The sequence below is a fragment of the Nonomuraea sp. PA05 genome, from assembly GCF_008086045.1.
Lineage (GTDB): Bacteria > Actinomycetota > Actinomycetes > Streptosporangiales > Streptosporangiaceae > Nonomuraea > Nonomuraea monospora.
This window is the reverse complement of record NZ_VSEY01000012.1, coordinates 268957-284829: the sequence shown is the minus strand read 5'-3', so window position 1 is coordinate 284829 and position 15873 is coordinate 268957. Positions and strand designations below refer to the sequence as shown.

The 15873-nt window shown below is 72.1% G+C and carries 9 protein-coding genes; 6 read left to right on the top strand and 3 right to left on the bottom strand.

Annotated elements, in window-relative coordinates; translation table 11 throughout:
- Window positions 1-251: 251 nt before the first annotated feature.
- Window positions 252-1139 (top strand): ABC transporter permease, encoded by an 888-nt coding sequence (locus tag FXF51_RS20985; protein WP_148436208.1) that lies wholly within the window; start codon window positions 252-254, stop codon window positions 1137-1139.
- A gap of 9 nt (window positions 1140-1148) precedes the next feature.
- Here the strand turns inward: FXF51_RS20985 and FXF51_RS20980 are convergent, their stop codons facing one another.
- Entirely contained in the window at window positions 1149-1601 is a 453-nt protein-coding gene (locus FXF51_RS20980; RefSeq protein ID WP_148436207.1) for an Lrp/AsnC family transcriptional regulator, read from the bottom strand.
- Window positions 1602-1695: 94 nt separating this feature from the next.
- On the opposite strand from FXF51_RS20980, the gene FXF51_RS20975 reads away from it, so the two are divergent.
- Together FXF51_RS20975 and FXF51_RS20970 are read left to right on the top strand one after the other, a co-directional pair.
- Window positions 1696-2547, top strand: a complete 852-nt coding sequence (locus FXF51_RS20975; RefSeq protein ID WP_148436206.1) for an LLM class flavin-dependent oxidoreductase — start codon at window positions 1696-1698, stop codon at window positions 2545-2547.
- Between the two features lie 46 nt (window positions 2548-2593).
- On the top strand, window positions 2594-3016 hold the full coding sequence (locus tag FXF51_RS20970) for a nucleoside deaminase (protein ID WP_148436205.1): 423 nt from the start codon (window positions 2594-2596) through the stop codon (window positions 3014-3016).
- Between the two features lie 50 nt (window positions 3017-3066).
- Here FXF51_RS20970 and FXF51_RS20965 read toward each other — a convergent pair whose 3' ends face one another.
- A complete protein-coding gene (locus FXF51_RS20965; protein WP_148436204.1) occupies window positions 3067-9240 on the bottom strand; it encodes a VWD domain-containing protein in 6174 nt (2057 codons plus the stop codon).
- Between the two features lie 114 nt (window positions 9241-9354).
- Here FXF51_RS20965 and FXF51_RS20960 point away from each other — a divergent pair, with 114 nt between their 5' ends.
- Window positions 9355-10236, top strand: a complete 882-nt coding sequence (locus FXF51_RS20960; RefSeq protein WP_148436203.1) for a hypothetical protein — start codon at window positions 9355-9357, stop codon at window positions 10234-10236.
- 5 nt (window positions 10237-10241) lie between these two features.
- Here the strand turns inward: FXF51_RS20960 and FXF51_RS20955 are convergent, their stop codons facing one another.
- Window positions 10242-13172: an AfsR/SARP family transcriptional regulator gene (locus FXF51_RS20955; RefSeq protein WP_262379702.1), complete on the bottom strand. Its 2931-nt coding sequence runs from the start codon at window positions 13170-13172 to the stop codon at window positions 10242-10244.
- A 183-nt stretch (window positions 13173-13355) separates the two neighbouring features.
- On the opposite strand from FXF51_RS20955, the gene FXF51_RS20950 reads away from it, so the two are divergent.
- Both FXF51_RS20950 and FXF51_RS20945 read left to right on the top strand, forming a co-directional pair.
- Window positions 13356-14336, top strand: a complete 981-nt coding sequence (locus FXF51_RS20950; RefSeq protein WP_148436201.1) for a M23 family metallopeptidase — start codon at window positions 13356-13358, stop codon at window positions 14334-14336.
- A gap of 42 nt (window positions 14337-14378) precedes the next feature.
- Window positions 14379-15827 (top strand): N-acetylmuramoyl-L-alanine amidase, encoded by a 1449-nt coding sequence (locus FXF51_RS20945; RefSeq protein WP_222871388.1) that lies wholly within the window; start codon window positions 14379-14381, stop codon window positions 15825-15827.
- The last annotated feature ends 46 nt before the right edge of the window (window positions 15828-15873 follow it).

The following is a 15873-nucleotide window of genomic DNA, read 5'->3' as shown; positions in this document are numbered from 1 at the left end:
CTAGCCGGAGCTGCGAGGGCGGATGGGCGTGGTGTGGCGGGCGGGCGGGCAGTCGAGCCCGGCGGCCCGGGCGTTCATCGAGCACGCCCGCCGCCACCTCCCGGACCTCGCCGGATAAACGGCGCTCAGCTCCGTCAACGGTGCTCGACTCCGCGACGCTCCGGCTCAAGACTGGACCGATGCCCCCTGCCACGGGGCATGATCGTCGCAAGAGCCGTCCGGCACGGTGACCGCAACGCTACGAGGTGCTCATGAGCCAGGTGGAAGACCCCGCACCGCAGTCACTGGAGGAGCTGGCCCGCAGGCACGGGCTCAGGCCCGCCATCGCGCGCCCCCAGCTCCCCGTCTACGTGCGCCAGCTCTGGCAGCGGCGGCACTTCGTGCTGACCTACGCGACCTCGCGCAACGTCTCGAAGTACTCCGGCTCCGCGCTCGGCCAGCTCTGGCAGGTGATCACGCCGCTGCTGAACGCCGCCATCTACTACGTGATGTTCGGCCTCATCCTCGGCGGCAGCAAGGGCATCCCGAACTATCCGGCGTTCCTGCTGACCGGGATGTTCGTGTTCACCTACACGCAGCGCACGGTCACGGCGGGCGCGAAGTCGATCTCCGGCAACCTGTCGCTGATCCGCGCCCTGCACTTCCCGCGCGCGTCGCTGCCGCTGGCGTACACGATCCAGGAGCTGCAGCAGCTCCTCATCTCCATGGGCGTGCTGCTGGTCATCGTGGTGCTCACGGGCGAGCCGCCGACCCTGTTCTGGCTGATGATCCCGATCGTGCTGGTGCTGCAGACGATGTTCAACATCGGCGCGGGCCTGATCCTGGCCAGGCTCGGCTCCACGATGCGGGACCTCAACCAGTTGCTGCCCTTCATCATGCGGACGTGGCTCTACGCGTCCGGCGTGTTCTTCGCCATCCACGACAAGGTGGTCAACAGCGCGCAACTGCCCGAATGGGTGGCCACCGCCATGTACCTGAACCCGGCCGCCTCCTTCATCGAGTGGATGCGCGACATCCTCATCGCCGGCCACACCCCGCCGCAGCTCATCTGGGTGTCGTGCCTGGTGTGGGCCGTCGTCACGCTCGTCGCCGGGTTCTGGTACTTCTGGCGTGCCGAGGACCGGTACGGGCGGGGCTGACGGCCGCGGTCACAGCGGCGGGGCGCACGGGCCCCGGTAGGGGAGGGGACGGCTGTAGACGAGGTTCGTGGTGGTGCTGCCGAACTGGGCGAGCTCGTCCACGATCCGTTCGAGATGCGCCATGGAGCCGGCCGCCACCTTCAGCGTGTAGCAGTCCTCGCCGGTGGTGCGCAGGCACTCCAGGATCTCCGCGCGCTCGCCGAGCAGGCGGCGCAGCGGCTCGTGCCGGTTGCCGGGGTACTTCAGCCGGACGACGGCCAGGATGGCGTACCCGACCTTGGCGAGATCGATCTCGGCCCGGTAGCCGGTGATGACGCCCAGCGTCTCCAGCCGCCTGACCCGCTCGGTGGTGGCCGAGGCGCTGAGGCTGACCCGGCGGCCCAGCTCCGTGAGGGGGAGGCGGCCGTCACGCTGGAGCTCCGCCAGGATCGACCAGTCCGTCTCGTCGAGCTCCTCGGTCATCCGGCCACGATACCGGCAGGTTCCCGGCGAGAAGTCCGCGACGCCGTGAACAATCCCTTCAGTTCGGGGCCGCCGCCTCGATAGCCTCGCTGCCATGCGAATCGGGGTGAACGTGCCCAACTTCGGGCCAGGGACGGATCCGGCCGTGCTGCGCCGCTGGGCGCGGACCGTGGAGGCTCTCGGCTACGACCTGCTGATGATCTCCGACCATGTGGTGGTGACGCCTGACGTCGCCGAGCAGTATCCGGCTCCGTTCTACGAGCCGTTCACCACGCTCGCGTGGCTGGCCGGCGTCACCGAGCGGATCAGGCTCGGCACCTCGGTGCTGATCGTGCCCTACCGCCATCCCCTGCTGATGGCCAGGATGGCGGCCAACCTCAACCGCTTCAGCGGCGGCAGGCTGGTCCTCGGCGTGGGCACCGGCTGGGCGCGGCAGGAGTTCGCCGCGCTGGGCGTGCCGTTCGAGCGGCGCGGCCGGCTGACGGACGAGCACCTCCAGGCGATGCGCGCCGCGTGGGCGGACGAGGACGACTACCGCGCCGGGCCGGTGCCGATCTGGGTCGGCGGCAACGGCGAGGCCGGGCTGCGCAGGGCGGTGCGGCTGGGCGACGCCTACCACCCCCTGCGCACGACGCTGCCGTGGCTGCGGGAGGCGGCGCACCGGCTGAAGGGCGTCGCGGACGAGCTGGGCCGGCCGGTGCCCGCCTTCGCCCCGCGCATCGTGCTGCGGGTGACCGGCACGCCGGTCACCGATCCTGAGCGGCGGGCGGGCGAGGGCACCATCGGCCAGATCGCCGAAGACCTGGAAGAGCTGCGCACGCTCGGCGCCGACACCGTGGTGCTCGACCCGTTCGACGGGGACCCCGCCGAGACGCTGCACCCGCAGGCGGCCTGGCACGCGCTGGCCGCCGTGGCCGACCGCTGGAGCCCCGACATCGGGGAGTGACGACATCCGGGAGCGACGACCTCCGGGAGCGACGAATGGAGCGACAGTGACACCGCAAGAGGAGACCTTCCTGCGCCGGGCCATCGAGCTGGCCGCCAAGTCCCGCGCGGGCGGCGAGGCGCCGTTCGGGTCCCTGCTGGTGGGGCCGGACGGCGACGTGCTGGCGGAGGCGCACAACACGGTCGCAGGCGACCGCGACATCGCCGCCCACCCCGAGCTGAAACTGGCCCGGTGGGCGGCCCGGGAGCTGGACCCGGCCACCGCCGCGGGCACCACCATGTACACGAGCTGCCAGCCGTGCGACATGTGCAGGGGCGGGATCGAGCGGTCGGGGCTCGGGCGGGTGGTGTACGCGCTGTCGAACGAGCAGCTCGCCGGGCTCAAGCCCGGTGGCGGCTGGCCTCAGGTGCCGCAGGAGGGGCCGGCGCTGTTCGAGGAGGCGCGCGTCCCGGTCGAGGGCTACTACTAGAAAAAGCAGGGCACGGCCGGAATTCGTTCCGGCCGTGCCCTATGTGCGTGTCAGGGCATCGCCACCTTCGCCGTCAGTGAGCCGACCTTGTCGGCCTGCGGGTTGAAGACGATCGTGTACGTGCCCGTGACCGGCAGTGTCGTCGCCGCGATGGTGCAGTTGCGCCCGCAGTAGGGCGAGCTGCCCAGCGCCGTGCCGTCGGGCTTCAGCAGCCCGACCCGCGCGTCGGTGGAGGCGGCGAAGCTGGAGCCGGTGAAGGTGACGGCCACCTGCTGACCGGCCGTGCCGCTGAACGTCCAGCTCCCGTTCTGGCCCGGGGTCGTGGTGGTCAGGGTGGCGGTCGAGCCGCCCACGGTGACCGCGACCGGGGCCAGGTCGCTGACCTGGTGGACCTTGAGGCTCAGCTTGCCGACCTTCTCGTCCTGCGGGTCGAACTCCACCGTGTAGGTGCCGGTGGCGGGCAGCGCCACGGGCTCCAGGAAGCAGTTCTTGCCGCAGTACGTGGCCGCCACCAGGACGGTCCCGTCGGGCTTCTTCACCGACACGCGCGCACCGGTGGTGCTGGTGAAGCCGGCGTCGGTGAGGTTGAACGCGACCACCTGACCCGCCGTCCCGGGCACTGACCAGGTGCCGTTCTGTCCCGGGGTGGTGGTGGTCAGCGTCGAGGCCGCGCCGCCGACGGTGGCCGTGCCGAGCAGGTGGGTGACCGCGTACGCGCTCAGGGTCAGCTTGCCCGCCTTGTCGGCCTGCGGGTCGAACTCCACCGTGTAGGTGCCGTTGACGGGCAGCGCCACCGGTTCCAGGAAGCAGTTCTTGCCGCAGTACGTGGCCGCCACCAGCACGGTCCCGTCAGGCTTGCGCACCGACACCCGAGCGTCCAGGGAGCTGGCGAAGCTCGCCTCGGTGAGGTTGAACGACGCGAGCTGCCCGGCCGTCCCGGCGAACGACCAGGTGCCGTTCTGCCCCGGCGTGGTGGTGGTCAGCGTCGAGGCGGCGCCGCCGAGCGTGACGTTCGCGCTCAGGTGGGTGACCTCGTGCAGTTGCAGGGTGATCGAGCCCGTCTTGGCGTTCTGCGGCCTGAACTCCACGGTGTAGACACCGCCCACGGGCAGGACCGCCGGGTCCAGCACGCAGTTCTTGCCGCACGCCGTGTCGTCGATCAGGACGGTGCCGTCCGGCTTGCGCACCGCGACGTACGCGTCATAGGTGCCGGTCAGCGTCGAGCCGGTGAAGTTGTACGACACCCGCTTGCCGGCGGTGCCCGTGAACGACCAGACGGCCTTCTGCCCCGCGCCGACGGTCGTCAGCGTGGAGGCGGGGCCGCCGACCGTGGCCGTCCCGGTGACGTCGCCCTCGGTGAGCTGCGCGGTCAGCGAGCCGGTGAGGGCCTTGCGCGGGTCGAACCCGATCGTGTACGTCCCGGACGCCGGCAGGGTGAGCGGGTCGAGCACACACAGCTTGCCGCAGGAGGTGTCCTCCCGCAGGACGGTCCCGTCCGGGCCGCGCACGGAGACGGCGGCGTCGGTGGAGCCGGTGAACGTGCCGTTCATGAACGCGAGGTTGACGTAGCCGCCCTCGGCCCCGGTGAAGGTCCACGTGCCGTTCTGGCCGGGGACCGTCGTGGTCAGCGCCGAGGTGACGCCGTCGGTCGCGATCGCGGCCGTGACGTCGCTCACCAGGTACGTGCGCAGCGTCAGCGCGCCCGTCTTGGCGCCCTTGGGCCGCAGGTCCACCAGGTACGCGCCGGTCGCCGGCAGGGTGACCGGCTCCAGCAGGCACCCGGTGCCGCAGTTGGTGTCGGCGATCAGGTCGGTGCCGTCCGGCTTGCGCACCCGGACGGTGGCGTCCGAGGCGTAGGTGAAGGTCGGCCCGGTGAAGTCGAACGACACCCGCTGCCCCGCCGTCCCGGCCAGCGTCCACAGGCCGCGCTGCCCGGGGATGGTGGTGGTCAGCGTGGACGCCGGCCCGCCCACGGTGAGCTGCGCGGTCACGTCCGGCGGCACGATGTTGAGCTGGGCCGCGATCGACCCGGTCTGGACGCCGGCCGGGTCGGCCACCACCTGGTAGACGCCGCTCTCCGGCAGCACCGTCGTGTCGAAGTAGCACGTACTGGCACAGAACGTGGCGGGCACGAGTACCGTGCCGTCCGGCTTGCGCAGGGAGGCGTACGCGCTGGTGAACGTGCCGCCCGTGAAGGTGACCGAGATGCGCTGCCCGGCCGTCCCTGCGTACGTCCAGGCGGGGTTCTGGCCCGGGCCCTTCGTGGTCAGCGCGACCGGGTCGCCGCCGGCCGTGAGCGTGCCGGTGACGTCGCCCACGGTGACCTGCGCGGAGATGGAGCCCACCGCCGTGCCGGAAGGGTCGAGCACGACCGTGTAGATGCCGTCCGCCGGCAGGGTGGCCGTGTCGAACGCGCACGACGTCTTGCAGAAGACGGACTCGGACAGCTCGGTGCCGTCCGGCTTGCGGACCAGCGCGTACGCGCTGCTGAACGTGCCGCCCGTCAGGGCGAACGCCACGCGCTGCCCCGCCGTGCCGGCGAACGACCAGGTGGCGGCCTGCCCGGCGCCGGTCGTGGTCAGCTCGACCGGGTCGCCGCCGGCGGTCAGGGTGCCGGTGACGTCGCCCTCGGCGACCTGCGCGGACATGGAGCCCACCGCCGTCCTGGACGGGTCCAGGACGAGCGTGTAGGTGCCGTCCGCCGGCAGCGCGACCGTGTCGAACGCGCACGACGTCTTGCACCAGGTGGACCTGTACAGGTCCGTGCCGTCCGGCTTGCGCAGCGACGCGTACGCGCCGTCGAACGTGCCGTCCGCCAGGGAGAACGCGACGCGCTGCCCCGCCGTGCCGGCGAACGTCCAGTACGCCCGCTGGCCCGGCCCCGTCGTGGTCAGCTTCACCGGCCCACCGCCGACGGTCAGGACGCCGGTGACGTCACCCTCGATCACGCTCGCGGTGATCGGCCCCGTGTGCAGGTCGCTGGGGTCGACGAGCAGCGTGTACGTGCCGGTCGCCGGCAGCGTGGTGGTGTCGAAGGCGCAGGACGCCGGGCAGTAGGTGGAGCCGAACAGCCGCGCCCCGTCCGGGCCGGTGATCGAGGCGCTGGCCGCGCCGGCGCCGCTGACCGAGAACGCGACCCGCTGGCCCTGCGTCCCGTTGAACGACCAGGAGGCCGTCTGACCGGGGACGGTGGTGGTCAGCGTGGACGGCGACCCGATCGCGACCGTCCCGGTGACGGCCGCGGGCACCGCGTACAGGCGCAGCGCGATCGAGCCGGTCTTGGCGTCCTTCGGGTCCCACACCATCGCGTACGTGCCGGTGACCGGCAGCGTCTCGGTGTCCATGAAACAGCCCTCGCCGCACGACCCCTGATCGAGGATCTTCCCGTCGGGGCCGCGCAGTTGCAGGGTGGCGTCGCCGAGCGCGGTCAGGGTGGAGTCGTCGAGCACGGCGGAGACCTGCTGGCCCGCGGTGCCCTGGAACGTCCAGGTGCCGCGCTGGCCGGGGTCGGTGATCTGCAGCGGCACCTTCGGCCCGCCGATCGCCGCGGTCGTGCTGACGTCGGCCCCCAGCGTGTTCACGCTGAGCTTGTACGGGCCTGACACGTCGTTCCACGGCCAGACGCGCAGCCGGTAGTCGCCCGCGGGCAGCGCGTCCACGCGCTTGGCGCCGCACAGGTAGGAGGTGGCCAGGCTCGCGCCCGCCGCGTTCGTCAGCTCCCACCTGAGCCCGAACCCGGACCCCGGGCACTCCTGCGCGTGGACGAACACCGAGGCCGGCTGCGCCAGCGTGAACCGGTACTCGTCGACCGCGACCTCGCCCTCCAGGTTGCCCGCGCCCTCGCCGGGCACGCCGTCCGAGGCGGTGAACGGCAGCGACACGGGGAACGACTGCGGCGGGGAGACCTCCAGGTCGAGCGCCACGTTGTCGAGCCCGAACGCCTGGTTGGACAGGCCCGCCGTCCCGGTGGCGGAGACCTTCACCTCGATCTGGCTCTTCTTGTGCGTGATCGGCATCGTGACCTGGTACTTCTTCCACGGCAGGCCGCCCGCCAGCGTCCCGGTCGCGACCGGCGTCAGGTCGGCGGGCGTGATCGTGTACGGGTCACCGCGGTCGGGCTCGACCTTGATCGTCTCGGTGTCGGAGTCGGACGTCCAGTCGCCGACGGCCAGCAGGTCGAAGCGGAGCGTGCCGCTCTTGTGCAGCGGCAGCGCCTGCACGAAGAACCGGTAGGAGTCGCTGCCGCTGAACGGCCCGGCGAACGAGGTCACCGAGGGGTCGGCCGACACCCGCGACGGCAGCGTGTTCTTGCCGAGCGTGCCCTCGAAGTCGATCGTCAGGTCGCCGCCTGCGTCCACGACCTGCGCCGCAGGATCGAGGGCCACCGTCTTCTGCTCGGCGGCGGCCTCGGCGAACGAGGTGTCCGCGGTCAGCGCGATGTCCAGGACGCAGTCGTTGAACGGCACGCCCGGCTCGACGCCGCTGGCCTCGCACTGGGCCGTGGCGAGCTGCATCTGCTCGGGCGTCAGGTCGTGGATGGTGACGATGCTGGAGGGGAACTGCATGTTCGTGAACGTCGCGGTGCTCTCGCCCGGTCCGTAGGTGAACAGCGACTCCGTGTCGTCCAGCCGCCAGGAGTTGGCGTAGTCGGTGTGCAGCTGGGCGGGGGTGGCGTTGGCGGGGAGCTGGGTGCCGTCACGCAGCTTCAGATCGTTCTTCGGGTCGCCGTCGTTGTTGCCGAGCAGGCCCTCCAGGTCGCTGTCGGCCGACGGCGGCAGGTAGAGCCCGGCGGCGCCGCGCCGCCACGACAGGACGGGGCCTTCGAGGCCGTCGAACATGACGAGCCACTTGCCGTCCCCGCGCAGGACGAACGCCTCCCCGCCCAGGTAGAGGATCTTGCCGGTGTCGAGCGTGAGCTTCTGGCCGTCGATGTACAGGTCGTCCTCGTGGAACTCGACCTTGTGGTCACCGGCCTCCATCGCCGCGTCGAACATCACCGACACGTCCCGGCCGCCGCTGGCGGGGCTGAGCCGGCCGTGGATCTCCAGGCCGTTCCTCTCGGAGTTGGCGAGCACGAACTCGCCGACGGACTGCAGGTCGTAGCCCAGGCCGTCCAGGGTGGTGAAGTGCGGCTCGCCCTTGACCAGGCCGCCGTACTCGGAGAAGTACCACAACAGGATGAGCACGACCAGCGCGCCCACCCCGAGCGCCAGCGCCATCTCGACGGTGGCGAAGCCGGCCGTGCGCAGGAACAGCGCGCCCTGCGGGGTGCGCAGGAACATCATGACGGACGCGGTCAGCGCGGCGGCGGCGGCCGCGGCGCTGCCGTACCTGGCCACGTCGTTGTTCGAGGAGTCGCTGGAGCCGCCGCCGGGCGGCCTGGTGAGACGGTCGATGAGCTGGCGCAGGCCCTGCGGGATGGGCCAGTCGCGGTCGTCGTCGTTCTCGTCCAGCTCGGGGATGTCGGCGGGCGGGCTGCCCGGCGGGGGCTGCCGCTTGGTCTCCTCGCACTTGCGCTCCTTCTTCACCTCCTCGATGTGCAGCAGGCCGGGAAGGGGCGACAGCGCCCGGTACGTGGAGAGCTGGTAGCCGTCCTTGCCGTCCACCTTGCAGGAGGGGTTCTTGGTGTAGACCTGGAACCAGTCGTCGTAGGTGCCCCAGCGGTTGAGCACGGTGCCGGGGACGACGTTCTTGACGCCGTCGCCGGTCAGCACGCCGATGTACCGGACGACCTGCCCGCCCCAGCCGGAGTAGTCGGGGTTGCCGTCGACCTTGGCCTCGATCACCTGGCCCCAGTTGTTGCCGGCGCGGTCGTAGTAGACGATGTCGGGCCGGTCGCCGCCGCCGCTGAGGGTCGGCTCCCACTGGATCTCGGGGTTGATCAGCCCGCCGCCCCCGCCGATCTGGTCGCTGAGGTACTTGATGGCTCGGGCCTGGCCGATGGCCTCGATGCCGCCCGACGGGCTGCACTCGTTCGGCTGCTGGTAGATGTGGGTCCCAAGGACGGGACGGTCACGCAGGCACGCGTCGTTGATGCGGCGGCGCGTGGAGTACATGTGGTTGAAGACACAGCGTTTCTGGCCGCTGCGGCCGTTGGACCAGTCGGTGCTGTTGGGGGAGCAGGCCGTCGCCGCCTCCGCCCACCTGGCTAACAAGAAGTCGGGCACGGGCACGAGGAACCCGGCCACGAGCACGGCCACCATGAAGACACTGAGACGCCGCAAGCGTTCACCCCGGATAAAGAGGACATAAGTCTGGCAGCGGGACCGTACACCCAAAAGATCGTTTCGCGATAGGGATCGGCTAGGCTGCGCACCGGATCCGTAAGAGGAGGTGCCGTGGTCGTCGACCGCTCGTGGCAGATCGCCTTCGACGCGCTGGCTTCGCGGCCGGTGCGCCAGGCCAGGATGGTGCTCGCCGCCCAGGGGCCCGGCGTGGTCGTGCTGGAGGCCGGCGGCGACGCGTTCGTGTCCGTCCCCGGGCTGCCCGCGCACCTCGCGCCCGAGACGGTGTCGCTGTCGTCCGACGGCGGCAGGCTGGTGTTCACCGCGCAGCAGGACGACGGCGCGGGGCCCCGGCGGGTCGTGCTGCACACGCTCGCCACCGGAGCCCGCCAGGAGTTCACCTCCGACGACTACCTGCGCGCCGCCCTGTCACCGGACGGCGGCCGCCTCGCCGTGCTCGCCGACCTGTCGAACGGGCCCGGCATCCCCGGCGTCGGCGACGAGATCGCCGGGATCGAGCTGATCGACGTCCGCACCGGGTCGCGCGAGCGGCTCTGGCACGCCGAGGGCTACTGGGAGGAGGCGGCCGTCGGCTGGTCGCCCGACGGGCTGCTGCTCGCGGCGACGTACCTCACGCTGGACGACGTCCTGACCACCGTCGTCCTCGACCTCACCGGCAAGGAGATCGCCGCCTACCCCGGGCGCGTCGCGCTGCCCGGCCCGCACTCCGTCTGGGTCTCCGGGCACGAGCTGATCGTCTATCCGGAGCCCGACGACGAGAGCCCGCTGATCGTCATCGACGTGCGGACGGGGCAGGAGCGCCGCTTCGCCAGGCGTAACTTCGAGGGCTACCTCGCCGTCAGCGGCGGGCGCGTCGTCCGCCCTGGCTCCGCTCCGGGACGGCTGGTCACCACCGACTTCGGCGATGGCGACGAGCGGCCCTTCCTGACGATCAGCCCGGCCGTCACGATCGACGCCCTCGACATCGCTCCCTGACGGCTTCACACCCGGCGCGGGCTCGGGTCCGCGTCGTGCAGCTCCCGCCGCAGCTCGACCGCGCGGTGCAGGTAGTGGGAGGCCAGCGCGGTCCGCCCCGCCGACCGGTACAGCTCGCCCAGCGTCTGGAACGCCGCCGCCTCCCCGCTGCGGTCACCGAGCTGCTGGAAGATCGCCAGGGACGCCTGGAGGCGGTCGGAGCCCTCCGAGCGCTCCCCGTTGGCCGCCTGCAGCCCGCCCAGGCTCTGCATCGCGTACGCGCCGCAGTGCCGGTCGCCCAGCCGCTCGAAGATGTCCAGCGCCCGGCCCTGGAACCGCATCGCCTCCCCGGCCTCCGCCCTCATGTCGTGCAGGCGTCCCAGGTGCATCGACACGCACCCCTCGCGGTGCGTGTCGCCGAGATCCCTGGCCAGCCGCAGCGCCTCCGCCAGCCACCTGGACGCCTGCCGGACGTCGCGCAGCGACAGGTGGACGCGGCCGATCGCCTGCCGCGCGTACGCCTCGCCGCCGCGGTCGCCGATCGTCAGGAACATGGCCAGAGCCCGGCGGAACGAGCCGAGCGCCCGCAGGTGGTCGCCGGAGAACTGGCTGACCGCGCCCAGCCCGCAGATCGAGATCGCCTCGCCGCGCGTGTCGCCGAGCTCGCGGAAGAGCGCGCACGCCCGCCGCAGCATGTCGCCCGCCTCGGTGTAACGGTCCTGGTACAGGCACACCTGGCCGAGGCCGCGCAACATCGCGGCCTCCCCGCGCCGGTCGCCCGCCGCCCTGGCGCTGTCGAGGGCCAGACTGTGCGTGAGCTGCCACTCGTCCAGGAGGCAGTGCAGGTCGAAGTAGGGCACCAGCGCGCCGGCCAGCCCCCACGCGGACGCCGACAGGCCCGTGCCCGCGGCCAGCCGCACCGCCTCCACCAGCGACTCGCGCTCCGCCTCGAACCACGACAGCGGATCGGCCGTGAGCTGGGCGAGCGTCTCGCCCGGCAGGCTCCAGGAGACGGGCTCCTCGGGCGTCAGGCTGAACAGGGTGGTGGGCAGGCGGGTCATGGCGTGCCCGGCCGCGCTCGTCCAGCCGCCGACCACGCGGGCCAGCGCCCGCCGCCCCTCCTCGCCCTCCACGTGCTGCCTGGCCTGCGCGCGCATCAGGCCGTGCAACTGGTAGCGGGGCTGGCCCAGTGCGTCGGTGCCCGCCAGGCGCAGGAGGCTGGCGTCCACGAGCGAGTCCACCACCGCCTCCGTACGGGGACGGCCCAGCACCGCGTCGGCCACCCAGCCGGGCACGGAGGCCGGGCCGAGCAGGCCCAGCGCGTGGAAGGCGGTGGCCGCCTCGCCGGTCAGCCGCCCGGTGCTGCGTTCGAGCGAGCCGCGCACCTCCAGGTCGCCGGCGCGCAGCTCGTCGAGCCTGCTGGACTCGTCGGCCAGACGGCGCTGGAACACCGCCAGCGGCCAGCCGGGCCTTCCCGCCAGGCGGGCGCCGGCGATCCGGATGGCCAGCGGCAGGTGGCCGCAGGAGGCCAGGATGTCCAGGGCCGCCTGCCGGTCGGCGGCCAGCCGCTCAGGGCCGATGATGCGGCCGAGCAGCCGCTCCGCCTCGCCGGGCGGCAGCACGTCCAGCTCCAGCAGCAGCGCGCCGGGCAGCTCCGTGATGCGGCGGCGGCTGGTGATCAGGACCGCGCAGCCGTTGCCCGGCAGCAGGGCGCGCACCTGGGCCGTGTCGGCGGCGTCGTCCAGGAAGACCAGCATGGGGCGCTCGGCCAGCAGGGAACGGTAGAGGGCGGAGCGCTCGCGCAGGGTGGGCGGCAGCGCCGCGGCGGCGACGCCCAGCGCGCGCAGCGCCTCGGCCAGCAGCTCCGCCGGGTCCGCGGGGGACGGGTCGGTGCCGCCCAGGCACAGGTGGAGCTGCCCGGCCGGGTAGCCGGGGCGTACGGCGTGGGCGCAGTGCACGGCCAGGGCCGTCTTGCCGACGCCCGGCGGCCCGACGACCACGGCGATCGACGGCGGGCCGTCCGGGTGGTGTGTTCCGAGGGCTTCGGTCAGTTCGGTGACCGCCGTCGCGCGGCCGGTGAAGTCGGGGATGTCGGCCGGGAGCTGGTACGGCGGCGGCGCACCCGTCCGCACACCCGCGTTCGTGTCTTCACCCGCGTCTGTGTCAGCACCCGGGGCCGCCTGGGCGCTCGCCCCCACGCCCACGCCCACGCCCGTGCCCGCGTCCTCGGCCAGCACCCGCGCATGGGCCTCCCGAAGCTCCTGGCCAGGCTCGATCCCCAGCTCGTCCACGAGCTGCCGCCGGATCTCGGTGTAGGCGTGCAGCGCCTCGGCCCGCCGCCCGCCCCGGTGCAGCGCCAGGATGAGCTGCTGCCAGAGATCCTCCCGGTAGGGATGCTCCCCGATCAGCCCGCGCAGGTCGTCGATGGCGGAGGCGTGCTCCCCGGTGGCGAGCTTCGTCGCGACGAGCTCCTCCGCCGCCGCCAGCCGCGCCTGGGTCAGGGCCCGCAGCCGGTGGTCCCACGCGGGGCTGGCGGGCAGGTCGCCGAGCGGTTCGCCGCGCCACAGCGCGAGCGCCTCGCGCAGGTGCGCCGCCCCGGCCTCGGTACGCCCGTCCGCGCGCGCCCTGGCCACCAGGTCCTCGAACAGCAGCAGGTCCAGCCGCTCCACCGGCACCTCGATCGCGTAGCCGGAGGGGTGGGCGGCGATGCGGGCCCCGGCCGTGCCGAGGACGCCGCGTAAGGAGCTGACGTACGTGCGCAGGTTGGCCGTGGCGGACGAGGGCGGGCCGGCGGGCCACAGGACCTCGATGAGCGTGTCCGAGCCGACCACCTGGTTGGCCTCCAGCAGCAGGGTGGCCAGGAGCAGCCGCGGCTTGGTGCCGCCGATGCGCAGGCTCCGGTCCGGGGTCAGGACCTGCAACGGCCCGAGGACACCGAAGGCTGGTAGTTCACCCACTATGACCGCACCTACTCCTTACCTGGAGGTATTGCAACCATTGCCCGGTTGAGCCTTTATATCGATCCTGGATGTTCTTTGTACGCCGTACTCGCAATCTTGAGCCCCAGTAAGCGCAGATCCACTTGATCATGATCGGCGCCGGGGCGGATCCCGTTCCGGCGCCGTACGGAAAGGATCCTTATGCGACCCAGCAGGGTGCTCACGATCGGCTTCGTCCTGATCTGCGGCCTGACGGCCGGTCAGGCCGCCTTAGCCGCCCCCACCCCGGCCCCCACGCCCGCGGCCACCAGCCCCGCCCCGGACCAGAACGACCCGCCGGACCAGGTGGACGTGCCCGAGGTCTCGACCCTCGCCGCGCCGAGCTTCCAGCTCCCCTTCCCCTGCGGCCAGAGCTGGACGGGCAACTCCAGCAACAGCAGCGCGCACCGCTCGTACGAGATCGACTTCAACCGCGGCAGCACCGCCAACGCCGACCTCGGCGACACCGTCGTGGCCGCCGCGGCCGGCACCGTGGTCATCTCCGCCCACCAGGGCTCCGCGAACGGCTACGGCAACCTGGTCAAGATCGACCACGGCGGCGGCTGGACGTCGTACTACGCGCACCTGAACTCCCGCTCGGTCTCCGCCGGCACCCAGGTCGCCCAGGGCACGAAGATCGGCACGCTCGGCAACACCAGCAAGCCGGGCAACAACATCAGCCCGCACCTGCACTACGAGGTCCGCCAGGGCACCAGCTACCCGAGCAACATCCGCAAGGCCGTCTTCAACGGCACCACGTTCGGCTACCCGAACCAGACGCTGACCTCGAAGAACAAGTGCGGCAGCGGCGGCACCACCAACCCGCACACCGCCGCCTCGGTCTGCGGCAGCGGCTACAAGGTGATCGACTCGGCCGCCCTGGGCACGGCCGGCACCGCCTACCTGCTCTACAACTCCGCCAACGGCAACAACTGCGTCGCCACCATCAAGAAGTCGTCGCTGGGCAAGGCCACCGCGACCAGCGCGTACCTGGAAGTACAGGGCAAGACCCGGGCCACCGACAGCGGCAACTTCGCCTACTACGCGGGCCCCGTGCGGGCCGCCGCGGCGGGCAAGTGCGTCAAGTGGGGCGGCAAGGCGGGCACGGCCGTCTACAACAGCCCGTTCGAGCACTGCGGCTAGAGCACGTCCCCCCACGAACGAGACTCCCTGAGGAGAAACACTGTGCGTGCCCAACTGCGCCGCTCCGCCGCGCTGCTGGCCGGCGTGCTGATGCCCGCCACACTGCTGACGAGCGGCCCGGCAGCGGCCGTGTCAGCGGCCGTGTCCGCTGACGGCCCGGTGGCTGGGGCGTTCGCCAAGGCGGCCACCACCTACGAGGTGCCGCGGGACCTGCTGGTCTCGCTCGCCTACGCCGAGACCCACCTGGACGGGCACGACGGCGAGCCCAGCGCCAGCGGCGGCTACGGCGTGATGCACCTGGTCACCTCCCGCACCCTGGAGCGCGCGGCCACCCTCACCGGCCGCCCCGTCGCGGAGCTGAAGAGCGACGACGCCGCCAACATCGCCGGCGGCGCCGCCGTGCTGCGCGCCCTCGCCGACGAGGCGGGCCTGGACGCCGCCGCCCGCAAGGACCCGGCCCGCTGGTACACGCCCATCGCCCGCTACGGCGGCGCGGCCTCCGCCGACGTGGCCCGCCTGTACGCCGACACCGTCTACGACCTGCTGGCCGAGGGCGTGCGCGGCACCGCCGAGGGCGGCGAGAGCGTCACGGTCAAGCCGCGCGCCGTCGAGCCGGACCGCGGCACGTACGGCAAGGCCAAGGACCTGGACGGCCCCACGACGTTCGCCGCCACGGTGGACTACCCGCAGGCCGCCTGGGTGCCGGCCAACAGCGCCAACTACGCCGTCTCCAGCCGCCCCACCAGCGACGCGATCGACCGGATCGTCATCCACGTGGCGCAGGGCTCCTACGCCGGGACGATCTCCTGGTTCCAGAACCCGGCCGCGAAGGTCAGCTCCCACTACGTCGTGCGCTCCTCCGACGGCGCCGTCACCCAGATGGTCAGGGAGAAGGACCGCGCCTTCCACGCCGGCGACTACAACCGCCGCTCGGTCGGCATCGAGCACGAGGGCTTCGTCAACGACGCCACCTGGTTCACCGACGCCATGTACCGCTCGTCGGCCGCGCTCACCCGCAACATCGCCGACCGGTACGGCATCCCCAAGGACCGCACGCACATCGTCGGCCACAGCCAGGTCCCCGGCACCGACCACACCGACCCGGGCGGCTACTGGAACTGGACCACGTTCATGAACTACGTCACCGGCGGCAGCGGCGGCACCACCAACCCGCACACCGCCGAGTCGGTGTGCGGCAGCGGCTACAAGGTGATCGACAGCGCCGCGCTCGGCACGGCCGGCACGGTCCACCTGCTCTACAACTCGGCGAACGGCAACAACTGCGTCGCCACGATCAAGAAGACCTCGATCGGCACGGCCAGCGCCACCAGCGCGTACCTGGAGGTGCAGGGCAAGACCCGGGTCACCGACAGCGGCAACTTCGCCTACTACGCGGGGCCGATCCGGGCGGCCGCGGCGGGCAAGTGCGTGAAGTGGGGCGGCAAGGCGGGATCGTCCGTCTACGACAGCCCGTTCGAGCACTGCGGCTAGGTCCTTCCGGCCGGTCCTTCCGGCTGGTTCTTCCGGCTAGGTCCTT

Bases quoted from the DNA above. Each gene is read 5' to 3' on its own strand.
- FXF51_RS20985 (WP_148436208.1), top strand. From the start codon at position 252: ATGAGCCAGGTGGAAGACCCCGCACCGCAGTCACTGGAGGAGCTGGCC.
- FXF51_RS20980 (WP_148436207.1), bottom strand. From the start codon at position 1,601: ATGACCGAGGAGCTCGACGAGACGGACTGGTCGATCCTGGCGGAGCTC.
- FXF51_RS20975 (WP_148436206.1), top strand. From the start codon at position 1,696: ATGCGAATCGGGGTGAACGTGCCCAACTTCGGGCCAGGGACGGATCCG.
- FXF51_RS20950 (WP_148436201.1), top strand. From the start codon at position 13,356: ATGCGACCCAGCAGGGTGCTCACGATCGGCTTCGTCCTGATCTGCGGC.